This window comes from Psychrobacter sp. H8-1, assembly GCF_904846575.1.
In the GTDB taxonomy this organism is placed as follows: domain Bacteria; phylum Pseudomonadota; class Gammaproteobacteria; order Pseudomonadales; family Moraxellaceae; genus Psychrobacter; species Psychrobacter fulvigenes.
Genome location: NZ_CAJHBG010000001.1, coordinates 3,025,652 through 3,044,491 on the forward strand (window position 1 = coordinate 3,025,652; position 18,840 = coordinate 3,044,491).

Genomic DNA, 18,840 nt, shown 5'->3' on the forward strand with positions numbered 1-18,840 from the left:
GGCATTAAATCCAGCATCATAAAAACAGGCAAGTATTGTAAGACTTACGCGCCAAAATAGCAAGGGCTACTACAAAGAACGCGCTTACTACTCTCTAAAAAACCTTTAAACCGTCTAACCATCGACTTTTGCAAGATAGCCGTACACAACTTTTACTGAGGATTTTGCGTTAAAGGACGCGGTGACTGCGGTGCTGAGACAGGCGCATCTAAGCGAAACTGGTCTTCGGCTTGTTCACGAGCTTGCACAGCGAGCGTCATACTGGTGATAAAGAAGATCACCGTTAATACAGCAGTGGCACGGGTCAGAAAGTTGGCCGTACCTGCAGCACCAAAAACCGTACCAGAAGAACCGGCACCAAAAGAAGCCCCTGCATCTGCTCCTTTACCATGCTGTATCAAGATCAAGCCAATCATGGCAATCGCCACGATAATGTGCAGGGCTAATATAAACGTAAACATGGTGGCCTCTTTTGCCGTGTAATGACGACTAATAACGAAAAATTAAATCTCAGGGTTTGATATAGATGGTTTGATGCAGATTAAACCATCTATATCAAACCATTACAGTAAATAAGGCGCATTGTACACGATTGCAAGGGTACTGTTAAACCCACTTCTAGCAACTTATCAGCACTTTTTATAGGTTACTTCCTGTGCCAATCAGATATAAGGTTTGTTACTTATTCATAATGCCTGCACTTAGCCCGATTTTTTGGCTCGGCCAAAAGCATCAGCAATCGCTAAAAAGCTATCAGCTTTTAAAGAGGCACCACCAACCAATGCACCATCTATCACAGGGCTGGCGGCAAAGCTATCAGCATTGTCTGCGTTGACACTACCGCCATATAATACAGCAGTCTGAGACAAAGGTTCAGCATATCCAGCTAGGGTGTGTTTAATATGCTGATGAGTTGCGCTGACCTCTTCTAATGTGGGAACTTTGCCCGTACCAATCGCCCAGACTGGCTCGTAAGCAACAATCAAGTGCTTTGCTATCGATGTGGCTAGATGCGCCTGCTCATCTAATAGGGTTTTGATCACTTCCAACTGTGCATCCAGTACTTCTAATGTCTGCTGCTCATCATACTGCGCTTGCGTCTCACCCACACAGAATATCACGCCTAAATCCTGAGTAAGGGCGTTGCTTAACTTTTGTACCAGTAAGTCATTGCACTCTTGATGATATTGACGACGCTCAGAGTGACCTAATATGCTCCATGACGCGCCAGCATCTGCTACTTGCTGTGCCGAGCAATCTCCAGTATAAGCGCCAATGCTATCACTGTGAGCGCTGATGTCCTGAGCGGCCGTGAGTATTGGCGTATCTTTCAAACGCTCACTCACAGCAGCAAGATGGATACAGCTTGGTGCCACCATTAGCTGACAGCCATTGCTACGATCAAATGCGCTGTCTTTGTCATTATCAGCTTTGTCATCGCCGACAGCAGCTAATAATGCTTCTATTAATGTATTTACATCGCTAATCGTTGCCGGATTTTGTTTCCAATTTCCAATTACCCAAGCTTGCATGGCTTATCTACCTTCTATCATTTGTCATTGCCAGGATGGCTAATATGCGGTCAAGTATAACAAATATTCATCAAGTGCTATAGTATAGCGCAACAACCTTATAGTCGTTGCCTTTACGCTGTCTATCATTAAGCTGCCTCTACTAATTAATGCTCAGTGTGACCTAAGACTTAAATAATTATTTTTATGGCATTTTATTTGCTACAGCAGTCACCTCAAACTGTCATGATTCTTGCATGTTTTACTATAACAGCTCAGATAAATTAGAGTATAAGTAATTAATCAACCTACTGGCCTTCTTTTTTTATAGTGTTATTTAGAAGGTGCGATAACCCGATTTAAAGTTATTGTAAGATTTTTAATATATTCGGTACTAATGTTCGGTATTAAGGAGATGGTCTATGTCTAGCATGACCAATAAATTCGGAAGTTTATCACAGCAACTTATCCATGCTGGTGTGGTTAGCGAAGCGCATATGAAAACAGCGCAAGCCGAAGCATTACAACAAAAAATAAGCCTGGTTTCGTATTTAGTAGACAATAAAATGGCCAATGCCTATCAGGTGGCTAAATTGCTTTCGCAAGCGTTTGGCGATCCACTTTTCGATATTAATGTACTGGATAACGATAATATCCCCAAAGACTTGGTTGATCAAAAAGTAGTACGCAAGTTCAATGCTCTGCCTATCTTTAAGCGTGGACAACGGCTATTTGTTGCGCTAAGCGATCCTACCAGAGTCGATGCTATTGATGCCATCGCCTTTAACTCGCAGTTATCGGTTGAAACCGTGGTGGTCGAGGAAGACAAGCTAAAAAAGCGTATAGACAGTGTCTATGCTGATAGCATGCAAAACTTCGATAGCTTTTCTGACGGTGATTTCAATGTTGATTTAGAAGACACCGAAGAAGATAACGAGACCAAACTTAATGACGGTGTGGATGAAGCACCTGTGGTGAAGTTCGTTAACAAAATGCTGGTTGAAGCAATTCGCATGGGAGCCTCTGACTTGCATTTTGAGCCCTATGAAAAATCCTATCGCGTACGCTTTCGGGTCGACGGTGTGATGGAAAAAATGGCCAACCCGCCCATACAACTTGCCAGCAAAATTGCCGCGCGTCTAAAAGTTATGTCACAGATGGACATCTCAGAGCGGCGCATACCACAAGATGGCCGTATCAAATTAAAGCTTTCAAAGAACAAAGCCATCGACTTCCGGGTAAACTCCTTACCTACGCTGTTTGGCGAAAAAATCGTGCTGCGTATTTTAGATCCTTCCTCAGCGATGCTCGGTATTGATGCTCTAGGCTATGAGCCGGATCAAAAAGAGATGTTTATGGAGGCGCTCAATAAGCCACAAGGCATGCTATTGATCACGGGACCCACCGGCTCTGGTAAAACGGTATCTCTATACACAGGTATCAATATATTAAATACGGGTCTGACCAACATCTCCACCGCCGAGGATCCTGTTGAGATTAACCTTGAAGGCGTTAATCAGGTCAACGTAAACCCCAAAGTAGGCTTAACTTTTGCTAATGCTCTAAAGTCATTTTTGCGTCAAGATCCAGACATCGTTATGGTCGGTGAGATTCGTGACCTTGAGACCGCTGAGATTGCTATCAAAGCCGCGCAAACAGGACACATGGTGCTATCGACTCTGCATACCAACTCCGCTCCTGAAACCCTGACTCGTCTGCGCAACATGGGGGTGGCATCATTCAACATTGCCACCTCAGTAAACTTAGTCATCGCGCAGCGACTGGCCCGGCGTTTATGTAAAAACTGTAAAACTCCTATTGATATTCCTAGGCAAAGCTTACTCGAGCTTGGCTTTACTGATGCAGATTTGGACGACCCAGACAACGTGATTTATGAGCCTGTTGGTTGTAGTGAATGCCGTGAAGGCTATAAAGGCCGTGTCGGTATTTATGAAGTCATGAAAGTCAGTCCTGATATTTCCCGTATTATTATGGAAGACGGTAATGCCATTGATATCAAAGATGCCGCGCTAAAAAACGGCTTTCGCGATTTGCGACGTTCAGGTATCTTAAAGGTCTTACAAGGTGTGACCAGTATTCAAGAGATGATGCGAGTAACTTCTGAATAACAGCCAGCATAAATAGCAGCCAATGATATAAAAATGTATAAATTGGGAAAAACTTGAGGGTGAGAGTATGGCACAAGTGAAAACTGACACGCTACTAGACTTTGTCTATGACGGAGTCAATCGACGTGGACAAAAAGTCAAAGGTGAGACCACTAGCCGTAGCTTGGAGCTAGCAAAAGCCACTTTGCGTAAACAAGGTATCACGGTTAAAAGCATTAAGAAAAAACCCAAGCCCTTATTTGCATTCAAAAAATCGATTAAGCCGATGGATATCGCGATATTTTCGCGGCAATTGGCGACCATGATGAAAGCTGGGGTGCCTCTGACCCAGTCGTTTGAGATTGTGGCTGACTCTTTAGATAATCCGAGTATGAAAGAGTTGGTACTACAGATAAAAGCCGATATCGAATCTGGCAGTACCTTTGCTTCTGCGCTACGAAAGCATCCACGCTACTTTGACGATCTGTTTTGTTCACTGGTTGACTCTGGTGAGCAAGCAGGTGCACTTGAAACTATGCTAGAGCGGGTGGCCACCTATAAAGAAAAAAGCGAGCTACTTAAGGCGAAGATCAAAAAAGCCATGAAATACCCTATTGCGGTCATTGTGGTGGCTATTATTGTGACCATTATCCTGTTAATTAAAGTAGTTCCTGTATTCGCAGATTTGTTTGAATCTTTCGGCTCAGAGCTACCTGCCTTTACGCAAATGGTCGTTGGTATGTCAGAGTGGATGCAGTCATGGTGGTTTTTATTGATCATAACCATTGGTGGTGCTGTCATTGGCTTTTCTGAAGCCAAAAAACGCTCGAAAAAGTTTCGTGACTTTTTGGACCGTGCCACATTAAAAGCGCCCATATTTGGCAACATTGCCTATCAAGCAGTGATCGCTCGTTTTGCCCGCACACTGTCTACTACCTTTGCAGCAGGTGTCCCCTTAATCGATGCTTTGGATTCCACCGCAGGCGCGACCAACAACGTGGTGTTTTACAACGCCACTCAGCAGATAAAAAACGACGTTTCAACCGGTCAGCAGCTGCAGTTCTCTATGCGCTCAACCAACCTGTTCCCAAGTATGGCCATTCAAATGGTCGGTATTGGCGAAGAATCAGGTAGCTTGGAAGAGATGCTCGATAAAGTCGCTGTCTACTATGAAAACGAGGTAGATAACGCAGTCGATGGCTTAACCAGCTTGATGGAGCCTTTAATCATGTCGATACTAGGGGTGTTAATCGGTGGCTTAGTCATTGCCATGTATTTACCGATCTTCCAAATGGGCTCAGTGGTCGGCTAGGCTCTGTTGAACATTCAAATATTAGGATTGCTACTTAATGCAATTGATACAGTTATTACAAGACAATATGACAATAGCCTTGGTCGTGTTTGCACTACTAGGGCTCTGTGTGGGCAGTTTTTTGAACGTGGTTATTCACCGCATACCGCTCATGATGGTCGCCAGCTGGCGCCAAGAATGTAGCCAGTTTATGTCACAGCAGGCAGATATGCCGCTCGAACATACCTCAGTGTTAACGCAAGTAGTTTCAGGCGACGCACCGATTACTTTAAGCACGCCGGCTTCACGTTGTCCGCACTGCGCTCATAAAATCAGGTGGTATGAAAACATACCGCTGATAAGTTGGCTAGTGCTGCGAGGACGCTGCTCAGACTGTCAAGCGCCGATTAGTATTCGTTATCCTATCGTAGAGTTTGTCACTGCCCTGCTATCGGCTCTGGTCATCTACCAGTTTGGCGTTACGGCTGCAGGGGTTTCTGCGCTTGTATTGGTATGGACTTTGATTGCGCTCACCGGTATTGATTTTGATACTCAGCTACTACCTGATCGCTTGACCTTTCCACTCGCAGGCTTGGGCTTAGCGGTCAATTCGCAAAGCTGGTTTGTATCGCCCACTGAGTCTATTTGGGGATTATTATTAGGGTTTTTATCGTTATGGGTGGTGGTTAAGATATTTTATCTCATTACCAAAAAGCATGGTATGGGCCAAGGCGACTTTAAACTGTTGGCTGTCATGGGCGCGTGGCTTGGCCCGATGATGTTGCCATTAATCATCCTTCTTTCCTCCTTACTAGGCTCCATCGTCGGTATTATCTTGATGAGAAAGCAAGGTGAGAGCAAACCTTTTGCATTCGGTCCCTATATCGCCATTGCAGGCATCATTGCTTTATTATATGGTTCAGATATTATTAACTGGTATTTGGCAATGTACATATAGATTGTCGATGTAACGACTAGCGCTTACTCAATAAGCGCTTTATCGACTGTTTAGTTAGTGATACATTATTACTAATGTCACTAAGCATGCCAACCCCCTTTTATTTTATCAGCCAAATAAGTCACTATTATGTCAATAAATGATGCGTCAACAAACTCCGATTCAATGTCTCAGTCTGTCTTTACTAATGATCGTCCACAAACCATCAATACTAGCAAAAGCAGACGCTTGGTCGTTGGCTTGACAGGCGGTATCGGTAGTGGCAAGTCTGCTACTAGTGATTGGTTCGCAGAGCAAGGGATTGATATCATTGACGCTGATGTGATTGCTCACGCAGTTGTTGCCAAAGGCAGCCCCACCCTGCGCAAAATTCAAAAAAAGCTTGGAGATTGGGTGGTTAATGCAGAAGGACATATGGACCGTGCTGCTGTACGCACGCATGTGTTTGCCAATCCCGCTGCTCTGATTGAGCTTGAGGAAATTACGCACCCCGCTATCCGTGAGGCGGCAAAAGTACAGCTGGCGGCGAGTACCTCACCTTATGTCATCTTGTCAGCCCCGTTATTGATTGAAGCGGCCGAGGCAGGGCTGGCTAACTTATGTCAACGTATCTTGGTGATTGATGCCAGTGAAGACACCCAACTACAGCGTGCCAGTCTACGCGATGAGCTAAGCATGGTCAAAATCAAAGCCATCATGGCCAATCAGCTTGATCGTAATGAGCGTAATCATCATGCCGATGACATCGTGGTCAATAACGCAGATCTAGCAGCTTTACATCAACAGCTAGAGCCACTGCACCAAAACTATCTTACACTTGCCCAACAGATAAAGTACGCTGTCGATTAACTTCATAAAGCGCCATTCCCGTAGCGACACTGACGTTCAGACTTTGTAGATTCCCATGCTCATTACCTGACATGGGGATATACACCAACTCGTCACAGCTCTCAGTAGTCAAGCGTCGCATCCCTTCGCCCTCCGACCCCATGATTAAGGCAGTCTTGCCAGTCATATCTGCAGCATGTATTGGTTTGGCATCTGCACTCAGTGCGGTGCCAAATACGAAGACGCCCGCTTGCTTAATTTGTGATAATGTCCGTGCTAGGTTAGTAACGCTGATAATAGGCATCATCTCAGCGGCTCCTACAGAGACCTTCGCAACCGTCGGTGTCAAGCTGGCGGCATGATGCTTTGGACAGATAACCGCATCCACGCCCATCGCCACTGCTGTACGCAGGCAAGCACCGAAGTTGTGCGCATCGGTAATCTGATCGAGTACCAACAATAGACAATGGTCATTGGCCGTGAGGGTGTCTAATAAGCCTTCATTAGCAAAGCCTAATGGGCGAGCATGTAAGACAACGCCTTGATGCTGCGGGCTACCACATAATTGCGTGAGCTTGTCTTTTTGCGTTGGTTGTAGACTGACGCCATTCGCTTTTGCAGCGGCCATAATCTCTTGCACATGGCTGTCGGTCTCGCGTCCTTGCTGCACAAACAAGCTCAGTGCATCCAGTGGACGATGCGCAAGTAAGGCTTCAATCGCATGAATACCATAAAAGTAACTGGGTTTTGCCATAATAGATAAACCTAATAGAAACGTTCGAATAAAAGAAGCGTGAATAAAACAATTTTGAACAAAAAAAGAAACAAATAAAATCTATAGGATATTATTTGTTTCTTGATTGTAGTGTGCTTAGCTGTGTGACTATCTGCTTGATGAGCTAGCCTGCTTGATGAGTTAGCTTAACGATTACTGTCTAACTGAAGGAATAATCCTTTTAACAGTCAATAAGTTAATACCTTATATATTTGCTATTATCAGCCCTCTAAATGGCAGACATATTGCACGATCTCATCAGTACGTAAATTGAAGCTACTATTACCTTCGACTACGAAAGACTGGCCAGCACGGTAGTAGCTAAACTCTTCATCACCACTAATCTTAACTTCACACTCTCCGCTAATGATCTCTATACGCTCAGAGGTATTGGTGCTGAACTGATACTGCTCGATGGTATTATCACACGGTAGAATGACACCCAAAGTCTTGTGTCGACCATCCTCAAACATAATGGTATGGCTGGAGCAGCGACCATCATAAGATATCGTCGCCTGAGCATTGACTGTCACATTGGTAAACTGTGCCGCTGACATAGTGGCTTCCTTATCAAATAATTATTGCAAAACTAAAAAATAAGTGACTTATTTTAGGGAGGTTAAGAGATTCACTAGTCACATCAAAGCACTATGGACACTCTTGAATCCTCACTATAGCTATGGTCTTTTAAAGAGCTGCTATTGTGGCACCCGACTCCTAAAATATTGATTTTACTGCCTAATCTTATGATAAAATCCCACTTTAGCGTGATTGAACCATTAGCGCATGCGTTAATATGTGTGTTCAGTGTGGCCAGATATTACGATTAGGTGAGATTATGCTACCACATTATATCTGTAAAGTTTGTTACAGCACGCCTGTAAATCATGATTAATATTTGGGGTCAGTGTGCTTAACTATAGCTTATTAGACAGCGCTTAATACAGCTATTATTACTAATTAATTAGCGTATCTACTTCAGCTTAATCGTCAAACCTTCACAGAATATACGCTTCACCATGGTTATCTTTCATCTTATCGTGATGGATTTGATCAATAGTATAACGTTTCTGAAAACTGGTTTATCCCAAGAGCAAATAGACTTTTTCCACGATAAAATTTATATTAAGCAGATTTTGATACTATATACTGAGCGTTAGTTATAAATTAGCTATACACTAACTCTATAGCAGCCACTACTAATATCCATAGCTATTTAATCCATTTTTACTTTTTATATTGCTCTATTTAAACGATGACTAGATGATTAAACCACATTTAAACACCTGTTATCCGATATTAACCGTCTGCCATGAGAGGCTTTGATGCTGTTATCACTAACCTTATACCAGTTTGCACTCATTAGTGAGCATGAGCTGAGCTTTGCTGAGGGCTTTAATGTCATTACCGGTGAGACTGGTGCTGGCAAGTCACTACTACTCGATGCATTAGCACTATGTGCAGGCGACCGAGCAGACAGCGCGATGGTAAGACATGGTGCTGCAAATGCAGATATTTACGCGCAATTTGATGTAGCAGACAATACTGTGGTGGCAGAGTGGTTTGCCGCGCATGATCGCTCTTTGGATGAGCCAGAAGTGTTGATTCGTAGGCAATTAAGTAGCAATGGTCGCTCAAAAGCTTGGCTAAATGGTACGCCAGTCAGTCTGGCTGAGCTAAAAAGTCTTGGCACACTACTCGTCAACATTCATAGCCAACACGCACAGCAGGCGCTACTCAAGCCACAGTTCGTGGTGCAGTGGCTGGATGAAATGGCGCAGCTGACGACATTAGCAGCACAAACAGCCAGTAGCTATCAACACTATCAACAGCTCAAACGCCAAGCAGATGAGCTAGCCAGCCGAGAAGCGCAGCGCCAAGACCGTATCGAGCTACTCCAAAGTCAACTGGCTGATATCGCACCGCTACTGGCTGTCGATTATCATGATATTGAAGCGGAGCACGAGGAGCTGTCCAATATTGAAGCTTTGATGCAAGAGGCCAGTCATGGCCTGCATTTACTTGACAATGATACTGATGAGCCTGACGTCATGACCTTGCTTGGTCAAGCCATCAAGTTGTGTGACCATCAAATCGGTGTCAGTCAAACCTTTGGGCAAGCATCTGAGCAACTGCATTTGGCACAGCAGCAAATTACTGAAGTGACTGCTCTACTTTCGGACTATGCTGAGCAGCAACTGCCAGACCCTGAACGCTTACAAGAGTTAGACAACCTTATCAGCCTTGGTCACCGCTTATCGCGCAAGCATAGCTTGCCAGCAGTCGACTTAATCGCTGAAGCGAAAGCTTGGCAACAACAGCTAGAACAATTAGAGAACGAGCCCAGTAGCGATGCAATGGCGGCACAAATTGATGACGCTTGGCAAGCATATCTCAAACGAGCAACTGAACTGAATAAAAAGCGCGAAAAAGCCGCACCGAGTATCTGCGCGCAGCTTATTGAACAATTGCAGCCGCTTGCCCTGCCCAATGCACGCTGCGAGTTCGTCTTTACCAAAAAAGCAGACCCTAGCGTCTACAGTGCCCAAGGTTGCTTCGATATCGACTTGCTCTTTAGTGCCAACGTTGGCATGCCAATGCAGCCACTACATAAGATTGCCTCAGGCGGTGAGCTGTCACGAATGGCACTAGTGATGCAAGTATTGCAAGCGACCAATGCCGATAACAATGCCGCCAAACCCATGCTAGTATTCGATGAGGTCGATGTCGGTATCAGCGGCGGCACCGCGCAAGTCGTTGGCGAGCTATTGCGTGCGCTAGGACAGACGCAGCAACTATTAGCCATTACCCACCAAGCACAGGTTGCCGCGCAAGCGCATCAGCATATTTTGGTACAAAAGCATCATCATGAACAAACCCAAAGCGAGTTGGTGATATTGGGTAAAGATGCCCAGGTAGATGAGCTGGCACGGATGTCAGGCGGTGTGACCATCACTGATGTCACCCGTGATCACGCGCGCAGCTTACTGACTGATATCAAATAATCGGTAACGGCGACGCGAATATCAAACCTCTGTTGATTTTCTGCTGACAATCACCATATAGTAGTGTCTCATCTCCTTTAAACTGTGCCTGTATCTATGTCTAAAGCTAACTTGACCCATCACTTCTTGATTGCATCACCTGAGCTACCAGACCCACGGTTTGAGCGCGCGCTGATTTATATCTGTCGCCACGACAAACAAGGCGCACTTGGATTGATGGTGAATCGTCCAATCGAGCAATCACGTGTCGGCAAGCTATTAGAAGACTTAGACATTGAGGTGACTGATCCACAAGTGATGGAAGATTTGGCGCTAGAGGGTGGTCCGATGTACCCTGAAGTAGGCTTTGTGCTGCATACTGGCCAACCAGAATGGGCGTCTTCTTTTGCGATATCAGAGAACGTCTGTATTACCACCAGTCAAGACATTCTCAAGCGTATCGCTGCTGGTCAAGGCGTTGGTCACTACCATCTGTGCTTGGGACATGCCAGCTGGGGCAAAAAACAGCTAGAAAACGAGCTTAAAAATGGCGACTGGTTAGTGTGCCCTGCTGATTTAAACTTATTGTTTGATACCCCATTTGAAGAGCGTTGGCAGTCAGCGGCGGATAAAATCGGCGTGAACTTTGACTACTTAAGCACTGATATTGGTCATGCCTAGCTATGATTAACTATGATTAGTCACGACCAATATCAGACAGTTATTCTGTGGCTAATGAGATCTATTGCTTTTGCTAAAGTCCAACACATAACGTCATACTGAGCGCTATAAGTTCAATGACAACAGGGAAAGCGGCTACTATGGTCAACAATACCTTTAACACAGACACAGATATCAATGCGGAGACGGATATGTCCGCTGAGCATGCTACCAATACTTGTCAAACGGATCCAACACCTAAAGACCATCTGATTTTAGCGCTGGATTATGGTGTCAAAAAGATGGGGATGGCGCTTGGTAATACCATCACCGAGACCGCACGCGCTTTTGATATTTTGGCGATGGACAACGGCCAACCTGATTGGGACAACTTGCTGGGTATCATAAAAGTATGGGGCGTCACGCAAGTATTGGTTGGACTACCACTAAACATGGATGGTAGCAGCTCTATGCTCTCCAAACGTGCGCATAAGTTTGCACGCCGTTTAGCACATCGCATCATGGAACAACACTTACCTGTGACCGTGAAGCTATGTGATGAGCGTCTGACTTCAGTGGCAGCACGTGAGTTGGCATGGGAGCAAGGTTGGATCCAAGATCCTCGCGACCCAATTGATGATATCTCTGCCTGTATCCTGCTGTCCGCCTACTTCGCTGATCCTAATAGCGCCGTTGCGATTAGTGCTATTAAGACAGAGTAAGCAAGCATTGAGCTCAGGCCGTTTTACTATGCAACGCTATGGCATCCGAGCAAGTGCTTTTTAATCGCACACTTATAATCACATACTGATAAACGACTGACTGTTATGATCAATGCCTCAGACCAACCCTTGCAAAGCAAGACGCAACATGGCTTTGCTCCGCTTGCTATTGCTCGTATCAAAGGCGCACAGCGTGCCAACCAAATAGCGATCTATCTCATTTATACCGCTATTCTCGCCTTTATGATCTTTGGAACTATTGCCAGTATCAAAGCATTTCATGACAATCAGCTGCTGTATCAACTGTTTTATAATCTGCCATATGCCTTGATTGCACTCACCATTCCCATTGCCATTTATGATGCGTTAGTGATTTATCGCTACCGCTTAAATCAGCCATCAATGATTGCACTAAGCATCGGTGTCTCCGCCGTAGTATTGATTGGGGGGCTACTATTTGCTGATACCGCATGGCTGGGACTGGCTTGTTGGGTAGGTGTGGCCTTCTTATTCAAGGTAAGCTTTAAACGCTTTTTTAACTTTTTGGAAGCTGAAGCTGACATCATTGAAGAGGCGTAAAGCAGCTAAGCGGTAAATCTTTACTAATGGCTGTATAGCAAACACTTTAACTTTACTTTATCGACTCAAACTAAGACTATGACACCTTCAATATCTGATACCACGATTCAACATCATCTAGATACCCAAGGGCTGATCTGCCCTGAACCGGTAATGATGCTGCATAGAACCATTCGTAAAGCCGATGCGGGCGCAGTGATTGAAATACTCGCCACAGACCCTGCAACGACTCGTGACATTCCTAATTTTTGTCGTCATCTGGGGCACACGCTTGTCCAACAAGAGACGCTTGCTGAAAATGTGATTTTAGACGTCGATCCTGACGAAATCACTGTCGCTGACGATGATAATGCGCCAATAAGTGCCACACTTTATCGTTATTTGGTAAAGAAAAAGAGCGCTTAATAAGACAGCCAAGACTCAGTACTTTATAGAGATCATATTTTCATAAAAGGTAGGCTACGTGTTACAAACAGAGAAGCAGTATGTGCAGTGGCTCGAAAACAAAAACGGCAGCGAAAGCTTATATACAGCCCGCTGGTTGTCTGCAAGCAATCATACGCCGCCTGCGCGGATTGTATTAGTCGATGATAAAACGACGGCGGATGAAGCTTACCGCTTAGCGTGCGAAGGCACGTCACTACTGTGGCGCGGTGATTTTCATAATGCGCGGCAATTACTACAAGCACTCAAACGGCGTATCGAGCGTACCAATGAGCGCTCCCAGCAGCGCAAAATGAAAAAAGCTGCTAAGGCTAATGAGTCTGCCAAATCCACGACTGATTCGGTAGCCATACCTAACCTATTTCATCAACAGCGCCAAATCCAAGCCCAGCGTTCGCGCATATTGAGCCGCTTGTTGTTAGAGCTTGATGCTGATTATGTCAGTAAGTTACGCCGCGCCCCTGATGTCAGTGCCGCCTGTATGGCGGCTTTTGGCCAGTTAGATAAGGCGATGGATGAGTCGTGCGTGCTGTCGTTTCGTGATCTACAAGGGGCGCTTGGTGCAGCGCAGTGGCGCGAAAAAGGTGTACCAATTGAAAGCTTAGGTATATCGATTTACCCGCATTATGGTGTCTTTGCACCAACCCGTCATGAGTACGTACAGCTGCTCCTCGATGCGCCACTACCAGCAGTTAATGATATCGCCTACGATATCGGTACTGGCACTGGCTTGCTGGCGATTATCTTAGCGCAGCGCGGTATAAATCAGGTGATTGCGACGGACTTAAATCCGAGTGCTTTGGCCTGTGCAAATGAAAACTTTACGCGCCAAGGGCTATCTAACGTCCAGTTGCAGCAAGCGGATTTGTATCCGACTGACGCGCCGCTCGCCAATCTGATTGTTTGTAATCCACCTTGGTTGCCTGCTAAGCCCAGCTCGCCTTTAGAGTACGCCGTTTATGATGCCAATAGTGCAATGCTGCGTGGGTTGTTACAGGGCGCACAACAGCATCTAGCCGAGCAAGGAAAAGTCTGGTTGATTCTGTCGGACTTAGCTGAGCATTTGCAACTGCGTACGCGTGATGATTTATTGGGTTGGTTTGCGGATAGCGATTTAGCAGTAAAATACCGTCTCGATACCAAACCTAAGCATGGTCGCAGCCAAGACGACACTGATCCATTGTTTGCAGCACGAAGTGCGGAAGTCACCTCGTTATGGTGTTTGCAGCGTATTTAACAGTCAACTACTGAGTAAATCCCATGAGCCGCGACCGTGCCGTACAACAGCGCCAACCAAAAGCACTAGCCGTCGATGACGAACCATCTTATATCACTGAATTTCGGCAAGCCATGCTGGCACGCGGTCTGGCAACGCGGACACGTAACGCTTATGTCCGCGACCTACGTGCTTGCGAGCTCACCAATCCTATTGCCCTGACGAAATGGCAGCCTGACGATGTGCTGCATTGTCTCTCTACCCTCATCCAAGACGGCAAAACGCCAAGTACTCAAGCGCGCATGCTCTCAAGCTTGCGGCAGTTCTACCTTTGGATGATTGCCAGTAATCTGCGTGAAGACAATCCTTGCGAGCGCATCAAAAGCCCGAAGCTTGGACGCCCCTTGCCAAAGGATTTAAGCGAAGCGGATGTCGATAATTTACTCGCTGCGCCTGATACCAGCACGGCGCTCGGCCTGCGTGATAAAGCCATGCTAGAAGTGCTCTATGCGTGCGGTCTGCGTGTTAGCGAGTTGATTAATCTGTCGCTTGAACAAGTCAACTTAAACTCTGGTTGGCTACAAATCACCGGTAAAGGTAATAAAACAAGACTGGTTCCATTAGGTGAATACGCGACAGACGCGCTAGAAGACTATCTAACTCATGCTCGTGGTGATTTAATCGCTCATTTAAAATCTGGCAATTGCCAAGCGGTATTTTTAACCGCACAAGGCGGTTATATGACGCGGCAAAACTTTTGGTATTTACTTAAGAAATATGCCAAAGTCGCTAGTATCGATAAAGAGTTATCACCGCATACCTTACGCCATGCCTTTGCCACCCATCTGCTCAATCATGGCGCAGATCTTCGTAGTGTGCAGTTATTGCTTGGGCATAGTGACCTGTCTACCACGCAGATTTATACTCATGTGGCGACAGCGAGATTGCAAAAATTACATACCGAGCATCATCCGAGAGGGTAAGAATCGTTAAAACGAAGCACTGCTAACCTGATTTTTTCAGGTTGGCGTCGAGGAACGAGACCCAACGATGTTTGTACCAAAATTACTCCATTTATCGGTGCGCTGAGCGCACCCTCTCTATTCTTCTTAAAACCTCGCTAAAATTCTATCAATCCCTAGCTGCAAACCTGCCCTTTTCTCGCTACAATACCTGCCATAACCTATTACCATTTTAACTATCTATTATCCGAGAATCCCATGAGCCATTCTACAAATCACCGCCCCCCTGCTGACCTATTAAAAAATGCCGAACACTGGCGCGAAGACATTCATTTTCGCCAAGATGTGCTAGGTAAGCCGTTTGACTTTACCACTACCTGGGGCATATTTTCACCGCAAAAGCTCGATGACGGCAGCTTGATGCTGCTTGATTATGTGGACTTTCAAGCGGATGATGATTCGATAGATTTGGGCTGTGGTTATGGTGTGCTTGGTATGACCGCGGCGCGTGAATGTCCGAATGGTCTGCATACGTTAATCGATAAAGACTTTATGGCGGTGGAATATGCGCGTCTGAATTGCGAGAAAAACGGTCTAAAAAATGTCGATGTGCATTTATCAAACGGCTTTAATCACGTGGCAAAAGACAAAGACTTTAGCCTTGTGATGTCGAACTTGCCAGCCAAAGTAGGTAAAGAGCAGCATTATCTATACTTCCTCGATGCCTATGCGCGTATGCGTCAAGGTGGCCGTTTTTACGTTGTGACCATCAATGGTCTGCGCCAATTTATGAAGCGCTCGTTTACCGAGGTGTTTGGCAATAGTGAAAAGGTCAAACAAGGGAAAACCTATACCATTACCATGGCGACAAAGGAATAAAGTATTAATTTAGAAATAAAAATTTTGCTCAGACTTTTAGGTTTAGAAATATCGTAGGCTGCGGCTTTAGCCCAGCAAGAAACTCTGCAAAATTACAACGCTGGGCTAAAGCCGCAGCCTACGCAAACATATTTAAGTAGCTAACAATGTGGTATTAATTGAGCTTTGTAGATTTGACAAAATTAATCGTACTTTTTAGACTGATATTACATCTGCCGCTTAAGCAAGTACCCACCCAAAATCGCACTACCAATAATCGGCAATAATACCATCAAGAGTGGCGAAAAGCCTGTCGCCAATGAGACGAAACCAACCAAGTCTTGGATATAACTGAATAACAAACCAAACAATAATGCCACCACGATTCGCAAGCCTAAGCTATGGGTACGCAGCGAGCCAAAGACAAAGGAACAAGCGACAATAACCAACGATAATATAGACAAAGGTGACAGCAGCTTTTGCCAAAATGACAGCTCATGCTCTAAGGAGCGGTTGCCCTGTTGGCGCATCAATTGGCGATGATCATATAGCTGAGTTAGAGATAGATCCTCCGCCACACGAGTCAACAAGTAAACGGACTCGGGCGCGAATGGCAAGCTCAAGGTGTCTGAGGCGCTCTTGGTTTGGCTGCTCTCAAAGCCTTGATTGATCGTCAGTTCAGTCATATCGTTTAGCTGCCATTCATAACGATATTGCTCACTTGGCTCGGTGCTGGCGGTAGGCACTGCGACACGCCCACTATATTGACCGCCTTCGGCACGAATCGCCGTTTGCAATCTGCCATCATTGTCTAAGTGCCACCGCTTGACGGTGCCGATATTACCTTGCACATCGGCATAATCAATATACAAAATATCGCTGCCGTCAGGTTGAGCATCGCCATCCGTACTGTCTTCCGCTGTATTTTGAAAACGCGGCTGCACCGTCCAATAACCACGGACAGAGGTGACCAATGAACTACTGTCTTCGTCGTTAATCTCTTTTGCTAACTGATTGGAATGCGGTAGTACAAACTGATTGATGCCTAGAGCCAAAAGTACAAAAATCAGCGCAGGTTGCAACACCCAACCGACGATGCGATAGATGCTAACCCCAGCGGCGCGCATGACTACCAACTCGCTTTTATTGGCCAGTAATCCTAAGCCCACGACTGCACCAAGTAGCGCCCCAGTCGGGATAAACTGCTCTAAAAAATAAGGTGAACGATACAGAATATACCTGAGCGCATCTGACATGGTGTAGCTGTCGCTCAGATCTTCAAGCTCAGATAAGTAGGTAAAGAGGATTTGTAATGCCCACAGCCCAACGACGGCAGCGATGATTGCTAGCAGTGCATTGGTCTTTACATAGCGACCAAGCACTTTTAGGTTGGCTGAGCGACTGGCAGTAGATCGGCCTTGCGAGGATTGGGCTTTAGATGTCCAGGAGCGCATTATGCTTGACCTCCATGAGAGTCTTTTGCTGGATGATCGCTAGATCCTAATGCCTTGTCTTCTAGGCTCACGCGTAATCGATGCTGGAATCGACTGCCCCAGTTCATATATAGTGCCAATGCCATGAATCCTACTATCAACCATGCATATGCCCACACGCTGACGCTGCCTTTGCTCACGGCGTTTTTAAGAGAGATAATCCCTAGCGCACAGCTAACAAATAATAAAATAGAGGGAAACAGACGCAACCAACGCCCTTGCCGTGGACGCACTTGCGCGAGCGGCACTGCCAACATAGGAGCGATAATCATCAGCCAAGGCAGGGCAAAACGATAGCCAAGCTCGCCTTGTGCTGCTCGCAAGGTATCGATACTGCTATCTGGCACGCCGCCAGTCGCCACTTGCCAAAGTGCGCCTATCTTTTGGGTTTCAATATTATTTTCAGTGACGATCTCTTTGGAAGATTCAGTCAAGGTAATACGATAACGCTCAAAGCCCACCTGATTATACTTAAGACTGCCTGCACCCACTTCATAGCGACGACCTTGGAACAGATCCAACTGCGTCACGCCGCTGCCACTATTGTCTACTTGCACGGCACGCTTAGCGAGGGTAATGGTATCTTTACTGACTTTTTCATTGCCCGTATCGATTAACGCTTTGGGCAGCTCTGGGATGGGTAGCTCATCAAGTGATTCAGAGTTATTTGCAGTGCTTGAGACGTTTACATCTGTAGTAGGAGGATTTTTAGGAGCGCTGCCTTTTTTGACAGGCTCAGTTTGAATCAGCACCACATCTTGCAGTTGTTTTTTGTCATCGCTGAGACTGCCGACATAGAGATGGTAATTGCCACTACTGATAAACTCCTTGGGACGAATCAAATCAAAGGCACTGGTCAATGCTTGTTGCTGCCAGACACTCTCCGATGAGCGCACACCCCACGGCTTACCTACTACTGACAATGCTGCTTCACCGACAAATAATGCCAGTATTAACGGTGTCATCAGCCGGGCAAGCTTACCACGCGAGACGCCACTGGCATTAATCACGGCCATTTCTTGATCAACATAGAGGCGACCAAACACCAGCATTAAGGCAATAAAAAACGCTAACGGTAGGATAAGCTCCAAAAATACGGCAAATTATAACCAATAATGGTAAATAACAAACCAATATCCAAATTTCCTTCAGCGGCAATGCCAAAGTAACGTATCAAGCGACCACCGAGCATCATCACCACCAAAAACCCCAATACCAAAGCAGTGGTTGAGGCAACTTGACGGGTCATATAACGGCGTAATATCACAAATAAGTACTCTTCACAGTTGGCAGTCGCGCGCTCATCGCAAGGGTCGCGGCATGTATCAGAAAATTTAGTTGAGTTTTCAGCTCTCATAGACGCTTAGGCGTAACCGCTAATGCTAGCATGTTTTTGTAAAAAATGGCTGTGAAATGTGTTTGAAAACATTACCTAAATCTTACTCGTCAGC

The 18,840-nt window shown here is 45.7% G+C and carries 17 protein-coding genes and 1 pseudogene; 12 read left to right on the forward strand and 6 right to left on the reverse strand.

Translation table 11 applies throughout. The annotated features are described in order from the left end of the window. Positions 1-152: 152 nt before the first annotated feature. Together secG and tpiA are read right to left on the reverse strand one after the other, a co-directional pair. On the reverse strand, positions 153-461 hold the full coding sequence (secG, locus tag JMY01_RS12540) for a preprotein translocase subunit SecG (RefSeq protein WP_201576312.1): 309 nt from the start codon (positions 459-461) through the stop codon (positions 153-155). 240 nt (positions 462-701) lie between these two features. Then, positions 702-1,532, reverse strand: a complete 831-nt coding sequence (gene tpiA, locus JMY01_RS12545; protein ID WP_201576315.1) for a triose-phosphate isomerase — start codon at positions 1,530-1,532, stop codon at positions 702-704. Between the two features lie 401 nt (positions 1,533-1,933). On the opposite strand from tpiA, the gene pilB reads away from it, so the two are divergent. The 4 genes from pilB (at position 1,934) to coaE (ending at position 6,717) form a co-directional block, all read left to right on the forward strand. Next, on the forward strand, positions 1,934-3,640 hold the full coding sequence (gene pilB, locus JMY01_RS12550) for a type IV-A pilus assembly ATPase PilB (RefSeq protein WP_201576319.1): 1,707 nt from the start codon (positions 1,934-1,936) through the stop codon (positions 3,638-3,640). Positions 3,641-3,707: 67 nt separating this feature from the next. After that, a complete protein-coding gene (locus JMY01_RS12555) occupies positions 3,708-4,931 on the forward strand; it encodes a type II secretion system F family protein (protein ID WP_201576322.1) in 1,224 nt (407 codons plus the stop codon). Between the two features lie 37 nt (positions 4,932-4,968). Further along, on the forward strand, positions 4,969-5,868 hold the full coding sequence (locus tag JMY01_RS12560) for an A24 family peptidase (protein ID WP_201576325.1): 900 nt from the start codon (positions 4,969-4,971) through the stop codon (positions 5,866-5,868). 165 nt (positions 5,869-6,033) lie between these two features. Continuing rightward, positions 6,034-6,717, forward strand: coding sequence for a dephospho-CoA kinase (gene coaE / locus JMY01_RS12565; protein WP_374220378.1), 684 nt, complete (start codon positions 6,034-6,036; stop codon positions 6,715-6,717). On the opposite strand, the gene rlmB is transcribed toward coaE, so the two are convergent. Further along, entirely contained in the window at positions 6,680-7,450 is a 771-nt protein-coding gene (gene rlmB, locus JMY01_RS12570; RefSeq protein WP_201576331.1) for a 23S rRNA (guanosine(2251)-2'-O)-methyltransferase RlmB, read from the reverse strand. The two genes, coaE and rlmB, sit on opposite strands and share 38 nt — an antisense overlap. A gap of 242 nt (positions 7,451-7,692) precedes the next feature. After that, positions 7,693-8,028, reverse strand: coding sequence for a pyrimidine/purine nucleoside phosphorylase (locus JMY01_RS12575; protein WP_201576334.1), 336 nt, complete (start codon positions 8,026-8,028; stop codon positions 7,693-7,695). A 768-nt stretch (positions 8,029-8,796) separates the two neighbouring features. Here JMY01_RS12575 and recN point away from each other — a divergent pair. The 8 genes from recN to JMY01_RS12615 all read left to right on the forward strand — a co-directional run bounded on the left by recN (position 8,797) and on the right by JMY01_RS12615 (position 15,917). Then, a complete protein-coding gene (recN, locus tag JMY01_RS12580; protein WP_201576339.1) occupies positions 8,797-10,476 on the forward strand; it encodes a DNA repair protein RecN in 1,680 nt (559 codons plus the stop codon). 96 nt (positions 10,477-10,572) lie between these two features. Beyond that, entirely contained in the window at positions 10,573-11,136 is a 564-nt protein-coding gene (locus tag JMY01_RS12585) for a YqgE/AlgH family protein (protein WP_201576342.1), read from the forward strand. Positions 11,137-11,327: 191 nt separating this feature from the next. Then, on the forward strand, positions 11,328-11,837 hold the full coding sequence (gene ruvX / locus JMY01_RS12590; protein ID WP_201577653.1) for a Holliday junction resolvase RuvX: 510 nt from the start codon (positions 11,328-11,330) through the stop codon (positions 11,835-11,837). A 105-nt stretch (positions 11,838-11,942) separates the two neighbouring features. After that, entirely contained in the window at positions 11,943-12,416 is a 474-nt protein-coding gene (locus JMY01_RS12595) for a hypothetical protein (RefSeq protein WP_201576346.1), read from the forward strand. Between the two features lie 78 nt (positions 12,417-12,494). Then, a complete protein-coding gene (gene tusA, locus JMY01_RS12600; RefSeq protein WP_201576349.1) occupies positions 12,495-12,821 on the forward strand; it encodes a sulfurtransferase TusA in 327 nt (108 codons plus the stop codon). A gap of 58 nt (positions 12,822-12,879) precedes the next feature. Further along, positions 12,880-14,097, forward strand: coding sequence for a class I SAM-dependent methyltransferase (locus JMY01_RS12605; protein ID WP_201576353.1), 1,218 nt, complete (start codon positions 12,880-12,882; stop codon positions 14,095-14,097). A 23-nt stretch (positions 14,098-14,120) separates the two neighbouring features. Then, positions 14,121-15,059, forward strand: coding sequence for a site-specific tyrosine recombinase XerD (xerD, locus tag JMY01_RS12610; protein WP_201576356.1), 939 nt, complete (start codon positions 14,121-14,123; stop codon positions 15,057-15,059). A gap of 237 nt (positions 15,060-15,296) precedes the next feature. Beyond that, positions 15,297-15,917, forward strand: a complete 621-nt coding sequence (locus JMY01_RS12615; protein ID WP_201576359.1) for a class I SAM-dependent methyltransferase — start codon at positions 15,297-15,299, stop codon at positions 15,915-15,917. Positions 15,918-16,123: 206 nt separating this feature from the next. On the opposite strand, the gene lptG is transcribed toward JMY01_RS12615, so the two are convergent. Together lptG and lptF are read right to left on the reverse strand one after the other, a co-directional pair. After that, positions 16,124-17,350 (reverse strand): LPS export ABC transporter permease LptG, encoded by a 1,227-nt coding sequence (gene lptG, locus JMY01_RS12620; protein ID WP_201576362.1) that lies wholly within the window; start codon positions 17,348-17,350, stop codon positions 16,124-16,126. Beyond that, positions 17,350-18,746 (reverse strand): annotated as a pseudogene (gene lptF, locus JMY01_RS12625) (LPS export ABC transporter permease LptF). The gene lptG and the pseudogene lptF overlap by 1 nt, the downstream one beginning before the upstream one ends. Between the last annotated feature and the right edge of the window lie 94 nt (positions 18,747-18,840).

Excerpts from the sequence above, each read along its gene's own strand:
- recN (WP_201576339.1), top strand. The coding sequence starts at position 8,797 with ATGCTGTTATCACTAACCTTATACCAGTTTGCACTCATTAGTGAGCAT.
- secG (WP_201576312.1), bottom strand. The coding sequence starts at position 461 with ATGTTTACGTTTATATTAGCCCTGCACATTATCGTGGCGATTGCCATG.
- tusA (WP_201576349.1), top strand. The coding sequence starts at position 12,495 with ATGACACCTTCAATATCTGATACCACGATTCAACATCATCTAGATACC.
- JMY01_RS12555 (WP_201576322.1), top strand. The coding sequence starts at position 3,708 with ATGGCACAAGTGAAAACTGACACGCTACTAGACTTTGTCTATGACGGA.
- JMY01_RS12560 (WP_201576325.1), top strand. The coding sequence starts at position 4,969 with ATGCAATTGATACAGTTATTACAAGACAATATGACAATAGCCTTGGTC.
- JMY01_RS12615 (WP_201576359.1), top strand. The coding sequence starts at position 15,297 with ATGAGCCATTCTACAAATCACCGCCCCCCTGCTGACCTATTAAAAAAT.
- JMY01_RS12575 (WP_201576334.1), bottom strand. The coding sequence starts at position 8,028 with ATGTCAGCGGCACAGTTTACCAATGTGACAGTCAATGCTCAGGCGACG.
- JMY01_RS12585 (WP_201576342.1), top strand. The coding sequence starts at position 10,573 with ATGTCTAAAGCTAACTTGACCCATCACTTCTTGATTGCATCACCTGAG.
- lptG (WP_201576362.1), bottom strand. The coding sequence starts at position 17,350 with ATGCGCTCCTGGACATCTAAAGCCCAATCCTCGCAAGGCCGATCTACT.
- JMY01_RS12595 (WP_201576346.1), top strand. The coding sequence starts at position 11,943 with ATGATCAATGCCTCAGACCAACCCTTGCAAAGCAAGACGCAACATGGC.
- tpiA (WP_201576315.1), bottom strand. The coding sequence starts at position 1,532 with ATGCAAGCTTGGGTAATTGGAAATTGGAAACAAAATCCGGCAACGATT.
- xerD (WP_201576356.1), top strand. The coding sequence starts at position 14,121 with ATGAGCCGCGACCGTGCCGTACAACAGCGCCAACCAAAAGCACTAGCC.
- rlmB (WP_201576331.1), bottom strand. The coding sequence starts at position 7,450 with ATGGCAAAACCCAGTTACTTTTATGGTATTCATGCGATTGAAGCCTTA.
- ruvX (WP_201577653.1), top strand. The coding sequence starts at position 11,328 with ATGTCCGCTGAGCATGCTACCAATACTTGTCAAACGGATCCAACACCT.
- pilB (WP_201576319.1), top strand. The coding sequence starts at position 1,934 with ATGTCTAGCATGACCAATAAATTCGGAAGTTTATCACAGCAACTTATC.
- coaE (WP_374220378.1), top strand. The coding sequence starts at position 6,034 with ATGTCTCAGTCTGTCTTTACTAATGATCGTCCACAAACCATCAATACT.